This is a genomic window from Pseudomonas sp. MYb2 (genome assembly GCF_002979955.1).
In the GTDB taxonomy this organism is placed as follows: Bacteria; Pseudomonadota; Gammaproteobacteria; order Pseudomonadales; family Pseudomonadaceae; genus Aquipseudomonas.
In genome coordinates, this window is the sequence record NZ_PCQC01000004.1 from 253,157 (window position 1) to 269,054 (window position 15,898).

13 protein-coding genes are annotated in these 15,898 nt (G+C 58.7%); 6 read left to right on the forward strand and 7 right to left on the reverse strand.

From position 1 onward, the window contains the following. The 7 genes from algG to yaaA all read right to left on the reverse strand — a co-directional run bounded on the left by algG (position 1) and on the right by yaaA (position 10,364). Positions 1–1,572 (reverse strand): mannuronan 5-epimerase AlgG, encoded by a 1,572-nt coding sequence (gene algG / locus CQ009_RS08540; RefSeq protein WP_105705765.1) that lies wholly within the window; start codon positions 1,570–1,572, stop codon positions 1–3. A 26-nt stretch (positions 1,573–1,598) separates the two neighbouring features. After that, positions 1,599–3,080, reverse strand: a complete 1,482-nt coding sequence (locus tag CQ009_RS08545) for an alginate export family protein (protein WP_105705586.1) — start codon at positions 3,078–3,080, stop codon at positions 1,599–1,601. Then, the gene (gene algK / locus CQ009_RS08550) at positions 3,077–4,582 is read right to left on the reverse strand and encodes an alginate biosynthesis TPR repeat lipoprotein AlgK (protein WP_305889162.1); all 1,506 of its coding nucleotides are present in this window, start codon (positions 4,580–4,582) and stop codon (positions 3,077–3,079) included. Before algK ends, CQ009_RS08545 begins: the two co-directional genes overlap by 4 nt. Positions 4,583–4,591: 9 nt before the next feature. Beyond that, positions 4,592–5,761, reverse strand: coding sequence for an alginate biosynthesis protein Alg44 (locus CQ009_RS08555; protein WP_105705589.1), 1,170 nt, complete (start codon positions 5,759–5,761; stop codon positions 4,592–4,594). A gap of 35 nt (positions 5,762–5,796) precedes the next feature. Beyond that, the gene (alg8, locus tag CQ009_RS08560; RefSeq protein WP_301303247.1) at positions 5,797–7,278 is read right to left on the reverse strand and encodes a mannuronan synthase; all 1,482 of its coding nucleotides are present in this window, start codon (positions 7,276–7,278) and stop codon (positions 5,797–5,799) included. A 178-nt stretch (positions 7,279–7,456) separates the two neighbouring features. Further along, positions 7,457–8,773 carry a nucleotide sugar dehydrogenase gene (locus CQ009_RS08565; protein ID WP_008087506.1) on the reverse strand — a complete coding sequence of 439 codons (1,317 nt, stop codon included), beginning with the start codon at positions 8,771–8,773 and terminating at the stop codon, positions 7,457–7,459. 811 nt (positions 8,774–9,584) lie between these two features. Then, positions 9,585–10,364, reverse strand: a complete 780-nt coding sequence (gene yaaA / locus CQ009_RS08570) for a peroxide stress protein YaaA (protein WP_105705592.1) — start codon at positions 10,362–10,364, stop codon at positions 9,585–9,587. A gap of 250 nt (positions 10,365–10,614) precedes the next feature. Here yaaA and CQ009_RS08575 point away from each other — a divergent pair, with 250 nt between their 5' ends. The 6 genes from CQ009_RS08575 to CQ009_RS08600 all read left to right on the forward strand — a co-directional run bounded on the left by CQ009_RS08575 (position 10,615) and on the right by CQ009_RS08600 (position 15,897). Further along, positions 10,615–11,739, forward strand: a complete 1,125-nt coding sequence (locus CQ009_RS08575; RefSeq protein WP_105705596.1) for a polysaccharide deacetylase family protein — start codon at positions 10,615–10,617, stop codon at positions 11,737–11,739. A 337-nt stretch (positions 11,740–12,076) separates the two neighbouring features. After that, positions 12,077–13,471 carry a PhoH family protein gene (locus CQ009_RS08580; protein WP_008080207.1) on the forward strand — a complete coding sequence of 465 codons (1,395 nt, stop codon included), beginning with the start codon at positions 12,077–12,079 and terminating at the stop codon, positions 13,469–13,471. A 239-nt stretch (positions 13,472–13,710) separates the two neighbouring features. Beyond that, positions 13,711–14,184, forward strand: coding sequence for a cyclic pyranopterin monophosphate synthase MoaC (moaC, locus tag CQ009_RS08585; protein WP_064393301.1), 474 nt, complete (start codon positions 13,711–13,713; stop codon positions 14,182–14,184). After that, positions 14,181–14,423, forward strand: a complete 243-nt coding sequence (gene moaD / locus CQ009_RS08590) for a molybdopterin converting factor subunit 1 (RefSeq protein ID WP_064393300.1) — start codon at positions 14,181–14,183, stop codon at positions 14,421–14,423. Before moaC ends, moaD begins: the two co-directional genes overlap by 4 nt. A 3-nt stretch (positions 14,424–14,426) precedes the next feature. Beyond that, positions 14,427–14,879 (forward strand): molybdopterin synthase catalytic subunit MoaE, encoded by a 453-nt coding sequence (gene moaE, locus CQ009_RS08595; RefSeq protein WP_105705599.1) that lies wholly within the window; start codon positions 14,427–14,429, stop codon positions 14,877–14,879. A gap of 241 nt (positions 14,880–15,120) precedes the next feature. Further along, complete coding sequence (locus tag CQ009_RS08600) at positions 15,121–15,897, forward strand: ABC transporter substrate-binding protein (protein WP_105705602.1); 777 nt, start codon at positions 15,121–15,123, stop codon at positions 15,895–15,897. The last annotated feature ends 1 nt before the right edge of the window (position 15,898 follow it).

Consider the following 15,898-nt stretch of genomic DNA (forward strand, 5'->3'; position numbering starts at 1 on the left):
TCAGTCCTGCATTTCGGTCTGGCGTTCGACAGGGTCGATCAGCACGGCTTTCTGCTGGCGCACCAGCAGGTCGAGAATTTCATCCTGGCGCTCGCCGAGGATGCCGTTGAAGCTGATGCCGCTGGATTTGGTCGGCGCCAGCATCGACACGCGATACAGCTCGACACTCAACGGTGAGTCGATCGACAGCGGTCCGCTGCCGTTGGCCGCCAGTTCACCGCCAACGACGATCAGCGACACCTGCGCATCGAACGGATCGAGCTTGATGTCACGGTCGGTGTCGGTCAGATCTTTGATGTGGCCGTAGACGCCGGTCAGACCGTTGGCCATGGCAACGTTTTCGTAGAGGCGGATGTTCACGCTGTTACGAATGCGAATGCCGTGGCGCTTGTTGCTGATGACCTTGTTGCCCCACAGCAAATTGTCGGCGGACTCGTAGAGGGTGATGCCGTCGGTGTGGTTCTTGTAGATCTCGTTGTAGGCAATGATGTTGTTGACGCTGTTACGGTCGATCACCAGGCCCGAGAGGTGGTTGTCGAAGCTCTTGTTGTTGAAGATGAAGCTGTCGTTGACCTCACGGGAAATAATGATCCCGTGCTTCTTCTTCGTGCCGTGCACGGTGTTCTCGGCAATGATCAGGCCGTGGGAACGGTCGTGCGGGTCGATGCCGTAGACGATGTTGTCTTTGTAGGTGTTGCCCTTGACCACAAAGTCGCGGGTCTCATAGCAGTAGAAGCCGTACCACATGTCGGAGAACTCGGAGCCGACGATCCAGCCGGTCGGTTCAGGTCGCTTGAGCACCTTGGCCATGTTCGGCGTGTACTGGGAAATACTCACCCCGTACGACTTACTGTTGGCATAGCCGAAACTGGCCATCTTGCTGTTGACGATGTAGGTCTCGGTGCCACCCCAGGCGAGCAGGAACGGACGGAATTCCTTCGGCGAACGGAAGGTTGCCGGGCCGTTTTCCTTTTCGCGCCAGCCGGTGACTTTGGTGTCACGCACGAACAGTTGGCCGTCGTTGACCATGAACGCACCGGCCTCTTGCGACAGGCGCAGTTCCTGGGTCTGGCCGTCGACTTCGAGGATGCCTTTACGGCCCACGACGATCGGCAGCTTCGACAGGTACACGCCCGGCGCGGTCTCGCTGAAGTACTGCTTGGGCAGTTTCTTGGCCAAGTCCTTGAGGTTCATGTAACCGTCGTCGACGAAGATCGCCTGCGGGATGCCGTGCTGACGCACCACCCATTCGGCCATCTTGTTGTCGCCGCCGATGAAGTCCTTCAACGCGTCTTCCTGCATCATCCGGCGCACGCTGATCTTGCCCGGTTTGCTGCGGTTGATTTTCGCCGCAGCGGCTTCGGCGGTGTAGCCGGAAATGTCCGGCAGTTTCGGCGCGGCCAGATTCAGCGCCTCGGTGGGTGCGCTGCTGACGGTATACGTCTTGGCCTGTTGCAGCTCCTTGGCCGTGGTCGCAGGCTTGGCCGGCTCCACATTGGCGAAGGCGCCAGCGCTGGCCAGCAGCATCGCGCCGGCCAGCAGGCTGAGTGAGCCTATCCTGGTGCTGATCATGTCGGGCACTCCCTTGGCGGTTTGCATCAGAAGCGCCAGATCACGTCGATGAACGCGCGGTGCATGTACGAATCAACCTGCTTGCCGTAGGCATCGCCCGGTTTGAACACACCGCCACGGAAACGCACGAGGGCCGAAGGCTCGTCGATCGACTGGCTCAACGCCGCCGGCAACAGGCCTTGCTTGAAGTACTTGGTGACGACCAGATCCATCTCCTGACCGAGGTCCTTGTTGCCGTCTTCAAGCGGCAGCGAGGTGCTGGAAAGGATCGCGCCGGTGGCGTCGTCGGTGTTGTTTTCCACCGCGTTGATACCGTTGCTGCCGACTGGCTTGTTGCCGTCGACACGCCAGAACTTGTGGTAGATCAGGCTGGCGTCGTACTCGTCGTTGACCATCCACGAACCGAACAGCGTTGCGGTCTGCATGTTGTTCATTTCGCCACGGAACGCTTCGCCGAAACGGTGCACCCGCGAGCGCGTACCGGTGTAGTTGGAGCGGTTGCTCTCCAGACCGTTTTGCTCGTAATCGGCGCTGGCGCGGGCATAGGCGCCGCCGACTTGCCATTGCGGATCGAGGCGCAGACGCACACCGATGTCAGTAGCCCAGCCGTTGACGTCATCGCTGCGCTTGGCTTGCGCCGGGCGCGAACCATCGGCGTTCAGCGCGTTGACCGTGTCGCGGTCGCCGCTCATGCCGGTGATGCTGCCCCAGTAGTTGACGGTGTTGGTGTTGCGCCAGTTGTAGGCGTCGCTGTCGGCAGTCAGGCCGATCCAGCTGATGTCACCGTTCTCGGTCTTGTCCAGCGAGTCGCGCGGAACACCGGGTTCGGCGTAATCGAGTTTGCCGTCATCGTGGGTGTGGTGACCACGAATGCCGACCCATTGCCCCGGTGTCCACTGGTAAGCGGCATCGGCGTAGGCGTGCAGGCGATCCTTGTCTTTCGGCGCCAGCTCTTTGAGGTCGGTGCGGTATTCGCTGAAGCGTTCGGCGACACCGGCGTTGGCGCGCAACAGGGTGGTGTCGAAGGTCCAGTTCAACGCCTCGATGTTGGTGTCGCGCCATTGGCCGTCGTCATTGCGCAGGCGCTGGCGACCGAACTTGAGCATCTCGCCTGGGTACGGGGTAAGGCCGCTGTAGCCGACCCAGAACTCGCGCATCGCCAGGTAGTTTTTCTTGGTTTTGCGATCACCGTTGTCGGTGGCTTGTTCACCGTCGGATTGTTGCAGGGTGTCGGTTTCGATGATGTCGGTCGAGGTCACCGCCTGGCCCATGGCGTAGGCGCTCCACGCGCCGCTTTCGCCGTAGATCCACGGACGCAGGTCGAGGCCGACGCCGTTGACGTCGCCGCCGCTGGCGGTGCCAAGATCGCGGTCGTCTTCGGACTGGCCAGTGACTTTCACTTCGAGGCCGAAGTTCTTGGTTTCAGTCATCGCGGCCAGTGTCGGGCAAGACCAGATCAGCGCGAAAGTGAGGCCAATACCGGCCTTCACGAATGGATTCAACTTCATAATTTTTCCTCGCCGTCTTCTTCTTGCAGGGCGTGCAGTTGCAGCGTGTTCGGGTTCAGAGCGCCACGGCTGGCTTGCTCTTGTTGCAGCAGACGTTGCGCTTCGGCGAGACGCTCGGGCGGCAATTGCGCGGCGAGGGTAGTCGCCAGCTCATCGGCTTGCGGGGTGTTTTGCGCCTTGGCCAATTGGCTGAACACGTAGGCGTTGAGCGGGTCGGGCTTGGTGCCCTTGCCTTGGGAGAACAGTTGGGCGATGGCGAAATCGGCGCTGTTCTGGCCGTTGCGCGCAGCGGTCAGCAAGTGGTCGAGAGCCTTCTGCGGATAGACCTTGCCGAGGTAACCACGGCGATAGATCTGGCCGAGGTAGTAGTCGGCGGCGACTTCACGGCCGACGGCTTTCTGGAAATGTTCTTCAGCGACTTTGGCGTCGGCCGGGACCATTTTCCCTTCGTAGTAGAGCTTGCCCAGCAACAGTTCGGCGCGCGGCTGGTCGGCGGCGCGGCCGTTGTCGAGGTACTTCATCATCTGGTCGACGTCACCCAGTTCCGGGTAGTCGTAGAGCAACTGCGCGAGAGTCACCCACGACGCCGGGTAGCCCGGAGCAATCGGTTCGAGCAGCGACTGCGCGGTTTTTTCGTCAGGCTTGCCCAGGGTCGAATCGGCCAGTACACGGGCCACGGAATCAACGCGTTGCGCAGTGACGGTGCCACGGGCGTAACCGGCCTGCATTTGTTTGATCAGCTCGGCCTGTTGCTCTGGCTGCGCGCGTTTCTGGTACACGGTCGCCAGTTCGACGTAGCAAATGTCGGTGGTGTTGAGCGCGGCTTTGCAGATCTTTTCCACGTCATCCAGGTGCTGGTCGTAAGTGCCCTGAGTGCGATACAGCAGCACCTGCGCCAGACCTGCTTCCGGGTAACCGGATTTGCGCCACTGATCGATCTGCTGCTGCGCGTTGATGTTGGGGAAGCTGTGCGGGTATTGCAGGTAGAGCATCGCCAGCGGGATCAACGTGTTGCCTTCGCCATTGGCGGCGGCTTTTTTCAGCAGGCTTTCGGCTTCCTGATGCTCGGCTTCGGTGGAACCCGGTTTGGCCACCAGCAGACGGCCAAGACGTGCCTGCGCACGCGGCGAAACACTGGCGGCAGCGCGATAAGTCGCTTCGGCCTGTTTCATTTGTGCAGGGTCGCGGCTGTCGACCTGGATATCCGCGAGGCCGACTTGCGCTTCGCTGTAACCCAGATCGGCCAGTTGCTGATAGTTCTGCGCGGCGGTGGCGGTGTCGCCACGCTTCAGCGCTTCGTTGGCCAGACGCTGATCGGGCAGGCCGGCGCAACCGGCCAGACTCACCGCCAATGCCAAGGCACACACGGTCCCCATGTAGGAGTGAGCCTGCTCGCGATTCAGGCAACTCGGTACATCAGACAAACCGCGGCGCTCCCATCGCGAGCAGGCTCGCTCCCACAGGGTTGGCGGTGTGTTGAAGATAGGAGTAGTCACAGGCATGTCCTCGACTTAAAGACCGGCAGCCATGGCTTTGTCGATCAGCCAGTTCAGGTTCGGGCCACGGTCGCTGTTCACTTCCACCGGGCGGCCGGCGAGGCTGCTGTCGAGCGGCTCGTCAGGCTGGATCTGCACGCGGATGTCGGAGGACAGGTCGGCGCTTTTCAGGCTGGTGCTGCTGACGATCTTGCCGGTGCGGGTCTTGTCTTCGCCGGCGATCTGGAAACTCACCGGGGTGCCCGGACGCACGTCGCCGAACTGGCGATAAGAGAAGCGCGCATCGACGGTGGCCTGGGTGTTGCGCGGCACCAATTGGAAGATCACATCACCTTTGCTTGCGTACTGACCGTCCGCCACCAGTTGTTGGGCCACGGTGCAATCGCACGGCGAAGTCAGGGTGCCGGTCATTTGCTTGCCGAACAGTTCTTCAACCTTGGCCGGGGACAGTTGATCTTCTTCCAGATGGCCCTTGAGCACATCGAGCATGCTGGTGCTGAAGGTCGCCAGTGGCGCGCCTTTGGCCGCGACGCCATCGGACTTGACCAGGCTCTGCACGGTGCCGTCGCGCGGCATGGTGATGTTCATCCCCGGTACGCTGACCAGACCGGCCTGCGCGTGGCTGACGAAGTACATGCCGTATACCGATTTGAAAATGAACCCCGCCGCGACCAGACCGACCGCGAAGATACCGGCGCTGAAGGTCACTGCTTTCAGGCGCCCGAACGGGGTCATGCCGGAGCCGCCGTCCTTGACCTTGCGCGCTTTGGTGAAGTTGTCGCGCTGCAGGGTTGCCAGTACTTCGCCGATGCTGACGATGTCGCCGGCCAGGTGCGAAGTGATCAAGTGGCGCAGGGTGGAAATGTCCTGCGGCTCAAGGTTCTGGAACTGGCAGCCGGCACGGCCGGTCTGGCGGTCGAAGGAACGCACTTGCAGTTCAACGTCCATGGCGATGCCGAGGTTGTCGATGACGAATTGCAGACGCGCCTTGTACACCTGGCCAATGGTCAACTGAAGTTGCCCGGCGTTGAACGCCAGACCACCGGCAGACAGGTCGATGACCCGCGCTTCGACCGGCGTCCGGTCTGGACCGAAGAAGCGCAGCTTGGCCGGGATTTTCACGCGGGCGTGTTGGCGCTGGGCTTCGGATTCATGCACTACGTTGGCGTTGACGGCGGTATTCATAGGGGCGATTTCCTTGTTAATTCAATAGGGGCGGGTCAGACCATCATCAGCAGCACGGCGACAAAAATGCTGCCGGCGGAGAAGGTCATGGTCCGAGACGACCAGGTGTTGAACCAACGTTGAAAGCTGGCGAGATCACGGGTCAGGGATGTGGGTTGGCGAGTCCAGGATTGTTGGTCGAGGCGGAAGAACACGTAGATCTTCACCAGCGCACCGACGATCTGGTTGTAATACAGAATCGCTGGGTAAGCCGGGCCGATGCGGTGACCGGAGCACGACAGCAGCAATGTCAGGATCAGGCGGGTGATGCCGATCCACAGCAGGTAAACCAGGATGAACGCGGTGCCGTATTTGAAGCTGGCGATGATCGCCACGGTCAGGCCGAGCAAGGAGGTCCACATCGACACGCGTTGGTCGAACAGCACCACCGAGGTGAAGGCACCGAGGCGTTTCACACCCAGGCCCAGCGCTCGCGAGTTCTGGCGCAGGTTGTTGCCGTACCAGCGGAACATCAGTTTGCGGCTGGCTTTGATAAAGCTTTTTTCCGGCGGGTGTTCCACGGTGTTGATCGCCGCGTCAGGCACGTAAAAGGTGTCGTAACCGAGGCGCATCAGGCTGAACCAGCTCGACTTGTCGTCGCCGGTCAAAAACTTGAAGCGGCCCAGACGCCAGTGTTGCAGCGAGTCGCTTTCAACGTCGGCGATGAATTCCGGGTTAGTCACCACGGTGGCGCGGAACACCGACATACGACCGGTCATGGTCAGTACGCGCTTGGACAGGGCCATCGAGCACATGTTGATGTGGCGCTGGGCGAAACGCAGCTTGTGCCATTCGCTCATGATGTAGCCGCCGCGCACTTCGCAGAATTCGTTGGTGGTCAGGCCGCCGACGTTGCCGAACAGCTGGAACCACGGCACGGTCTTGCGCACGGTGCCTTCGCCGAGCACGGTGTCGCCATCGATCACCGCGACGACTGCACGGTCGTCCGGCAGGTGACGGGAGATCGCGCGGAAACCGTAGGCCAGGCCATCACGTTTGCCGGTGCCGGGAATGCGCACGAAGTCGAGCTTGACGCGATCTGGCGGATTCATCCGCGCCCACAGTGCCTTGACCAGCAGCTCATCGGACATTTCGACGATCGAGCAGACCACGGTGGTCGGCAGTTCGCAGTCGATGGCTTCACGGATCACCGAGCTGTAGACCTGCGCCGTGGTCAGCGCGTCGATACGGAAACTGGTGACCATCAGGAACACATGCGACGGGTCCGCCGCCTTACCCAGCTTGCGCACTTTGCGGCGCAGGTGCGGGTAAACGATGTAGAGAAAAATCATGCCGCGCACAAAGTGCGTTGCACCCATCGAGTAGCGCCAGATACCCACGGCGCCAATCAGGAAAATGAAGTCCTTCGACTCGGAGTCGAATGTGGACGTGGGCAGCATCAAGGCCAGGCCCATCAACAAACTTAGGTAAAACAGCCAACCGGCGGCCTGAAGTAGGCCGTGCTTTAGCCTGTGCATAATCTGCATCCGTCTCTATCTCGGGCCGGGCCCGATGGGGTTAAGGCAGGCTTACAAAAACTTGCAAGGACATGTAGGAGCTGCCGAAGGCTGCGATCTTTTGATCTTTCGCTTGGGATTTTGGTGTTCCCGAAAAGATCGCAGCCTCGTTTCACTCGACAGCTCCTACAGGGCTGCTTTACCAGCAGATACCTTCGGTGCGAGTACCGGCGTCGGTGGCTTTGGCCATGAAGCCGACCAGGTCGATGACCTGTTTGCCGTGCGGCGCTTGTTGGGCCAGCGCGCGGAATTTCTCGTCGCGGTTGCCGAGGATGATCACGTCGGAGTTGTCGATCACCGAATCGAAGTCCGCGTTGAGCAGGGACGATACGTGCGGGATTTTCGACTCGATGTAGTCCTTGTTCGCGCCGTGAACACGGGCGTACTCGACGTTGCTGTCGTAGATGCTCAGGTCGTAACCCTTGCCGATCAGCATCTCGGCCAGTTCTACCAGCGGGCTTTCGCGCAGGTCGTCGGTGCCGGCCTTGAAGCTCAGGCCGAGCAGGGCGACTTTGCGTTTGTCGTGGCTTTCAACGATGTCGAAGGCGTTCTGCACTTGCGATTCGTTGCTGCGCATCAGCGAGTTGAGCAGCGGCGCTTCGACGTCCAGGGAACCGGCGCGGTAGGTCAGCGCACGCACGTCTTTCGGCAGGCACGAGCCGCCGAAGGCGAAGCCCGGGCGCATGTAGTACTGGGACAGGTTGAGGGTCTTGTCCTGGCAGACCACTTCCATCACTTCACGGCCATCAACGCCGACCGCTTTGGCGATGTTGCCGATCTCGTTGGCGAAGGTCACTTTGGTCGCGTGCCAGACGTTGCAGGTGTACTTGATCATCTCGGCGACAGCGATGTCCTTGCGGATGATCGGTGCGTCGAGTTCTTCGTACAGCGATTGCAGAACGTCGCCCGAAGCCTTGTCGAACTCGCCGATGACGGTCATCGGTGGCAGGTCGTAGTCGGCGATGGCGGTGGATTCACGCAGGAACTCCGGGTTGACCGCAACGCCGAAGTCGACGCCGGCCTTCTTGCCCGAGCAGTCTTCGAGAATCGGGATCACCACGTTGGCAACAGTGCCCGGCAGTACGGTGCTGCGTACGACGATGGTATGGCGGGTGGTTTTTTCACGCAGAACAAAACCGATCTCGCGGCACACCGCTTCGATGTAGTTCAGTTCGAGGTCGCCGTTCTTTTTGCTCGGCGTGCCAACGCAGATCATCGACAAGTCAGTGTCACGAATCGCTTCGGCGAAGTTTGTCGTGCCACGCAGACGACCGGTCTGGATACCCTGTTGCAGAAGTTCGCCCAGGCCCGGTTCAACAATGGGGGATTTGCCAGCGTTGATCATGTCGATCTTGTCTTTGGCAACATCGACGCCAACCACGTCATGGCCCCGTGCAGACAGGCAACCGGCACATACTGCGCCAACGTAACCCAAACCAAATATGCTGATGCGCATCGCAATTACCTCTGTATATATCAGGCCTTAGAAGGCCGGAGTTAATGGTGTTCAGCGTTCATTAGTGCACTCGAAAGTGCGGCTTACAGGCGCCACAATGCCGTGTGCAGGCATACTAAGTTTCGAGTGTCTAAATAAGTGCACTCAAGATGTGCGCAACCAGGCCTTGTTGTTATGACTTGCCCTGTTATGCAGCCGATCTTCTTCGTAGAAGACTCTTGTGCAATCGTATTACGCGCTCGAAGTCAGGATGAAAGCCCTTTAAATCAAGCGGTTGGGTGCTCAGGCGAGCACGTTTATAGGGGCGCGGCCATGGCCTTTGTAGGGGATATTAATGGTGCGTATCTCCTGTCCATCGTTCCGTAATCAGACTAGTTAGTCATTCGGGCAAGTTGCTGTGACAACTTGGTTACATGGCTTTCTGCTCTGCGTAAGTTATCTCGTACAAACTCGGCGAGAATCGTTACCGGTGGTATGAGCTATGCATTCGGACGAAGTTCCTGTCCGCTCATCGCGAAATCTGAAATTTCTTGAAATATTGTCAGAGATGGCACTAATCTCAATTTGATAGCACTTTCGTTTCCGACCTTTATTAACAGGCGAATAATCACGTTAGATGGTTTTGTGCCACTACCGTGAAAAAATTTAGGTGCCACTACTGAAAAAAATGATCAGTGTCGAGTGAAACTAATCTTAGAAAAGACAGGGAGGTTTTTCTGGCGCCATTAAAATGGCGAAAACAGGCGGGGGATTTTTGACATCGTGCGAGCTGCACGACTCTTTATAGAAAGAGTCGTGCATTGGGCATGCTTTATTCAGGTGCGTGGTCGCGCAAAAACACCAGATTGTCGGGTTTCGACTGTTCAGCGCTGTAGCGATAACCCTGTACATCGAATTGCTTGAGCAGCGCTGGATCGTTGATTTTTTCCTGGATCACGAAACGGCTCATCAGGCCGCGAGCCTTCTTCGCGTAGAAGCTGATGATCTTGTACTGGCCGTTCTTCTGATCCTTGAACTCGGTGTTGATGATCCGCGCGTTCAACGCTGTGCGTTTGACCGCCGAGAAGTATTCGTTTGAGGCGAGGTTGAGCAGAATGTCGTCGCCCTGATCGGCCAGCGCTTCGTTCAGCCATTCGCTGATGCGCGTGCCCCAGAAGGCATAAAGGTCTTTGCCACGGGCGTTGGCCAGTTTGGTGCCCATTTCCAAGCGATACGGTTGCATCAAGTCCAGCGGACGCAGCAGGCCGTAGAGGCCGGAGAGCATGCGCAGGTGTTTTTGCGCGTAATCGAAATTGGCTTCGCTGAAGGATTGCGCGTCGAGACCGGTGTAGACGTCACCCTTGAAGGCGAGCAGTGCCTGCTTGGCATTCTCTGGGGTGAACGCGGGCGTCCAGCTGCCGAAACGCGCGGCGTTGAGCCCGCCGATCTTGTCCGATACGTGCATCAGCTCGCTGATCTGCGCCGGGGTCAGATCGCGCAGTTGCAGGATCAGTTCCTGGGAGTGGTCTAGGTATTGCGGCTGAGTGAAGCGCTGGGTCGCCGGCGGTGTTTCGTAATCGAGGGTCTTGGCGGGGGAAATCACCATCAGCATGAAGTCGTCTCCTTTAATCGTGGGGGCGATTCTAGGGGGTTGTCGGTGTTGACTCCAGCTATGAGCGTGATAGGTGATCGACGGCTTGGCGCATTCCCTGTAGGAGTGAGCCTGCTCGCGATAGCGGTCTGACATTCAACAGGGTGGTGACTGATCTATTGCTATCGCGAGCAGGCTCACTCCTACAGGGATCAGCGTCGTGGCTTATCAGCTATAGTGCCGCGCGGGTTTTGTTATGGAGACATCCCTTTTGCGCATTGTTCTTTTATTCACCGCATGGCTGTTGAGCTTCGGTGCCGTTGCGGCGCCGGGCGATGTGGCGACGCTGGATCGCAGCACCTGGCCGGAACAACTGACCAGTCCGACCCTGTTCGACGTCGCGTCCCGGGCAGAAATCCTCATGTTCGCCCGTGGCCTGCTCGGCACCGAATCGATTGACGAAGCTGCTTTGGCTCAGCGTCTGGGCCTGCGCACGATCAATATCGACGCGGTCAACAGCCTGCGCCAGCACCTCTGGCAGCGGCTGTTGACCAACTACAACTACGCCCAGCAAAGCTGCGACCAGGATGCCTCGTTCTGCTTCCTCGTCGAAGACCTGCCGACCCTGCGCGAGCAGGCCGCGAAGTTCGTGGTCAGCGACGACAGTTATTACACCAAGTGGGCCGAGCCGAGCCGGATCTTCCATTTGCAGTATCTGGACGAATTGATGCGCAAGGCGGCCTTGTCGCCGCAGACCAGCAACGAATTCGATCGTTTCGGCGACTACGAGCGCAATGGCAACGAGATGCACGACCGGCTGTTTCTGCTGACCTTCGACAGCGCCGCCAACCTGCAGCCGGACAACACCGACTGGCTCACCGAGTACCTGCGCAAATCGAACCTCAGTGGCACGTTCTTCGTGTTGGGCAAGGATATTCAGGCGCGGTTGGCCGATCGCTCGGTCACCAGCCTGCAAGCGAGCTTCTCGAAACAATGCGTCGGTGTGCAGGGTTGGGAGTTCCGCTCCCACAGTCACTGGCAGGACTGGCAGGATTCAGTGCGCCGCAGCGCCGATCTGGTGAAGACCAAACTGCCGGAAAACTACGTGCCGCTGTTCCGTCCGCCGGAGGGCCAGCGCCGCAGTGATGCACAAGGTTTCTTCAATAGCCAAGGGCTGCAAGTGGCACTGTGGGACATCGATGCCCAGGACGGTGCCGGCAAACTCAAAGGCGCGGCGAGTGCGCAGCGAGTGCTGACCCTGATGCTGCTGTGGCGTCACGGGGTGATCAATTTCAACATGAAACAAGACGCGGTGAAGACCTCGTTGCCGTGGCTGATCACGCAAACCGCGCAGAGCGGCATCGGCTGGGAAGACTGTCAGGACGCGTTTCGCTGAGAAACGGCAAAAGCCCGGAAACATTGGGCGTAGGGCGATTTTTTCTGAGGATTTGATGCAGGCGGACTTCCGACTCTAACGGTGTCGACGGAGTCCGCCAAGGGCTTTTCGTCACTTTGCAAAATAAACTTAAAAAAACCGTCAAAGTACTTTTTTATGTCATCGGTTTTGGAGTATTACGAAGACAGACCGCCGAAACCTGCAACACAGGTGGCGTCTTCCAAGACCCGTTTGTTTGCAGTCACTTGAATCTCCGCAGGTGAGATTTCGGCAGTCACTTCGAGGCGCAGCACCGCTCAGGTATTGCGTCTACTGGCTCTGACATAGGTGACCGAGTATGGATGATCACGGACGTAGCCCTTCCTCCAACCAGCCAATCCTGTATGTACTCGATACCAACGTATTGATTCACGATCCAAACGCCCTGCTTAATTTCGAAGAACATCACGTCGCGATCCCGATGACCGTGCTTGAAGAGCTGGACAAGCTCAAGAGCGGGCATCACAGCGTGGCCGCCGAATGCCGTCAGGCCATCCGGCTGATCGACAAGACCCTGGGTGATGCTTCCCCGGAAGACGTCGAACTGGGTGTACCGATCCAGCGCGGCAAGGGCGGGCCGAAGGGCTTGCTGTCAATTCTGATGAGCAAGCAGGCTGAATCGAACCTGATTCTGCCCGAGCACCTGAACGACAACAAAATCATCAACCAACTGATCGACCTGCACACCCGCGAGCCGAAAAAACCGGTGGTGCTGGTCACCAAAGACATCAACATGCGCCTCAAGGCGCGCGCCTGCGGTATCGCCTCCGAGGACTACAGCACCGACCAACTGGTCGACGACGTGTCCCTGCTGCCCAACGGTTACCACAACATGACCGGCTCCTTCTGGGACCGCGTGAGCAAGGTTGAAACTCGTCAGGATCACGGCCGCACCTGGCACCAGGTGCAATTGATCGACAATTTGCCGGCGGTACACATCAATGAGTTCATCATTGATGAGCAGGGCTTCGTCGGCTGGATCAAGGAGATTGAAGAAGACCGCTTGCTGATTCTCGACCTGCACCAGGAACCGCTGCTGCACCAGGAAGCGTGGGGCCTTAAACCGCGCGACATTTATCAAAGTCTGGCGCTGTACGCGCTGCTCGATCCGGACATTCATCTGGTCAACCTGTCAGGTGCCGCAGGCTCCGGTAAAACCATTCTGGCACTGGCTGCTGCGATTGAGCAGACCATGGTCAGCAAGCGTTATCGCCGCATCATCGCGACCCGCAGCGTGCAGGGCCTGGACCAGGAAATCGGCTTCCTGCCCGGCACCGAAGCGGAAAAAATGGAGCCTTGGCTGGGCGCCATCACCGACAACCTCGAAGCCTTGCACATGGATGACGAAAACACCCATGGCAGCGTCGATTACATCCTCAGCAAAGTGCCGTTGCAGTTCAAATCGCTCAACTACATTCGTGGTCGCAGCTTCCAGCAGAGCCTGATCCTGATCGACGAATGCCAGAACCTCACGCCGCACCAGATGAAAACCATCATCACCCGTGCCGGCGCCGGTTCCAAAGTGGTGTGCCTGGGCAACCTCGCACAGATCGACACCCCTTACCTGTCCGCGACCAGCTCCGGGCTGACCTACCTGACCGAACGCTTCAAGGATTTCCCCAACGGTGTGCACATCACCCTGCAAGGGGTGCCTCGCTCGATTCTGGCTGAATACGCCGAAACGCATTTGTAACCCTTCACCCAAAACCGGGCGGCCCAACAGCCGCCCGGTTTTTTATGCCTGAACACAAAACCATTGTAGGAGTGAGCCTGCTCGCGATAGCGGTGTGACATTCAACATGAGTGTTGGCTGACACACCGCTATCGCGAGCAGGCTCACTCCTACAGGGGATTTGCGAGGTGACGGTAATCTCACTCGCAGAAATTTGACCCGCAGGTTTACAATCCACGCTCCTGATCAGGAGTAATCCCGTGCTGACTCATCTCGATTCCCAAGGTCGCGCCAACATGGTCGACGTCACCGAAAAAGCCGTGACGTTCCGTGAAGCGACGGCCCAAGCGCTGGTGCGCATGCTCCCCGAAACCCTGCAGATGATCGTCAGCGGCGGCCATCCCAAGGGTGACGTGTTCGCCGTGGCGCGCATTGCCGGCATTCAAGCGGCGAAGAAAACCAGCGATCTGATTCCTTTGTGCCACCCGCTGCTGCTCACTGGCGTCAAAGTCGAACTCAGCGCCGAAGGTGAAGACGCGGTGCGCATCGTCGCCCGCTGCAAGCTGTCCGGGCAGACCGGCGTCGAGATGGAAGCGCTGACCGCCGCCAGCGTCGCCGCCCTGACCATCTACGACATGTGCAAAGCCGTGGATCGCGGCATGACCATCGAAAGCGTGCGTCTGCTGGAAAAGGTCGGCGGCAAGAGCGGGCACTTTCAAGCGGAGCAGCCATGAACCTGACCGTGAAGTTTTTTGCCCGTTACCGTGAAGCGCTGGGCGTCGATTCGGTGAACGTTGAAGGCGATTTCGCCACCGTTGAAGACGTGCGCGCATTGCTGGCGAAACGTGATGGCGCTGAAGTACTGAGCGAGCAGAACCTGATGTGCGCGCGCAACGAAGACCTCTGCCAGCTCGACGAGCCGGTGGTCGATGGCGACGAAGTGGCGTTCTTCCCTACCGTGACCGGAGGCTGAGCCATGACGATTCGTGTGCAGGCCACGCCGTTCGATCCGGGCGCTGAAGTCAACGCGATGCATGCGGCCAATGTCGGCGTCGGCGCGGTAGTGAGTTTTGTCGGCTATGTGCGCGACTTCAACGATGGACTGGATGTGGCGGGAATGTTCCTCGAGCACTATCCAGGCATGACCGAAAAAGCCCTCGGCAAGATCGTCATCGACGCCGAACAGCGCTGGCCGCTGTTGAAACTGGAAGTGCTGCACCGCATCGGCGCACTGGAGCCGGGCGAACCGATCGTTTTCGTCGGCGCCGCCAGCGCCCATCGCCAGGCCGCGTTCGATGCCTGCGCCTTTGTCATGGACTACCTGAAAACCCGTGCGCCGTTCTGGAAGAAGGAAAACACCAGTGACGGGCCGCGTTGGGTTGAGGGGCGGGACAGCGATCATGCGGCTGCGGATCGCTGGAAGAAATAAACCCTGAGTCGCCCTCTAGTCAGCCATCGCGAGCAGGCTCACTCCTACAATTGGAATGCGTTCCCCCTGTAGGAGTGAGCCTGCTCGCGATGACGTCATCTGCAACACCAAAAACCTCTGTCTTTGCCTGATTGACTGCCTATACATATAAGTCCAATATGGATTTATAAGTACAAAAAAGTATCTCCCTCCGTTTCAGCTCTTTCTTGCCAAACCAACAACAACCCGCGAGAGAACGAACATGAAGAAACTCCCCCTCATCACCGGTCTGGCCCTGAGCCTGTTGGCCTCGGCCAGCGCGTTCGCCGCCGAACAAACCCTGCGCATCGGCATTGAAGCCGCTTACCCGCCATTCGCGTCGAAAACCGACAAGGGCGAAATCGTCGGTTTCGACTACGACATCGGCAACGCCCTGTGCGCGCAGATGAAGGTCAAGTGCGTGTGGGTCGAAGGTGAGTTCGACGGTCTGATTCCTTCGCTGAAAGTGAAGAAGATCGACCTGGCGCTGTCGTCGATGACGATCAACGAAGACCGCAAGAAGTCGGTGGATTTTACCCACAAGTACTACTTCACTTCGTCGCGTCTGGTGATGAAGGAAGGCGCCACGGTTGATGATCAATACGCCAGCCTCAAGGGCAAGAACGTCGGCGTGCAGCGCGCAACGACTACTGATCGTTACGCCACCGAGGTGTTCGAACCGAAGGGCATCAACGTCAAGCGCTACAGTAACAACGAAGAGATCTACATGGACCTGGCGGCGGGGCGCCTCGATGCGATTTTTGCCGATACCATTCCGTTAAATGACTTTTTGTCGATGCCACGCGGCAAGGGTTATGCGTTTGTCGGGCCTGAGCTGAAGGATCCGAAGTACGTGGGCGAGGGCGCGGGGATTGCGGTGCGCAAAGGCAATACTGAATTGGTCAGCCAGTTGAATGGCGCGATTGATGGTATTCGCGCGAGTGGCGAGTACCAGAAGATTTCCGAGAAGTATTTCAAGTCCGACATTTACGGCGACTGAT

What these genes read in the sequence shown, in the direction of transcription:
- CQ009_RS08555 (WP_105705589.1), bottom strand. Translation starts at nt 5,761, where the DNA reads ATGAATACCGCCGTCAACGCCAACGTAGTGCATGAATCCGAAGCCCAG.
- CQ009_RS08600 (WP_105705602.1), top strand. Translation starts at nt 15,121, where the DNA reads ATGAAGAAACTCCCCCTCATCACCGGTCTGGCCCTGAGCCTGTTGGCC.
- CQ009_RS08545 (WP_105705586.1), bottom strand. Translation starts at nt 3,080, where the DNA reads ATGAAGTTGAATCCATTCGTGAAGGCCGGTATTGGCCTCACTTTCGCG.
- CQ009_RS08565 (WP_008087506.1), bottom strand. Translation starts at nt 8,773, where the DNA reads ATGCGCATCAGCATATTTGGTTTGGGTTACGTTGGCGCAGTATGTGCC.
- moaD (WP_064393300.1), top strand. Translation starts at nt 14,181, where the DNA reads ATGAACCTGACCGTGAAGTTTTTTGCCCGTTACCGTGAAGCGCTGGGC.
- moaE (WP_105705599.1), top strand. Translation starts at nt 14,427, where the DNA reads ATGACGATTCGTGTGCAGGCCACGCCGTTCGATCCGGGCGCTGAAGTC.
- yaaA (WP_105705592.1), bottom strand. Translation starts at nt 10,364, where the DNA reads ATGCTGATGGTGATTTCCCCCGCCAAGACCCTCGATTACGAAACACCG.
- CQ009_RS08580 (WP_008080207.1), top strand. Translation starts at nt 12,077, where the DNA reads ATGGATGATCACGGACGTAGCCCTTCCTCCAACCAGCCAATCCTGTAT.
- algK (WP_305889162.1), bottom strand. Translation starts at nt 4,582, where the DNA reads ATGCCTGTGACTACTCCTATCTTCAACACACCGCCAACCCTGTGGGAG.
- alg8 (WP_301303247.1), bottom strand. Translation starts at nt 7,278, where the DNA reads ATGCACAGGCTAAAGCACGGCCTACTTCAGGCCGCCGGTTGGCTGTTT.
- algG (WP_105705765.1), bottom strand. Translation starts at nt 1,572, where the DNA reads ATGATCAGCACCAGGATAGGCTCACTCAGCCTGCTGGCCGGCGCGATG.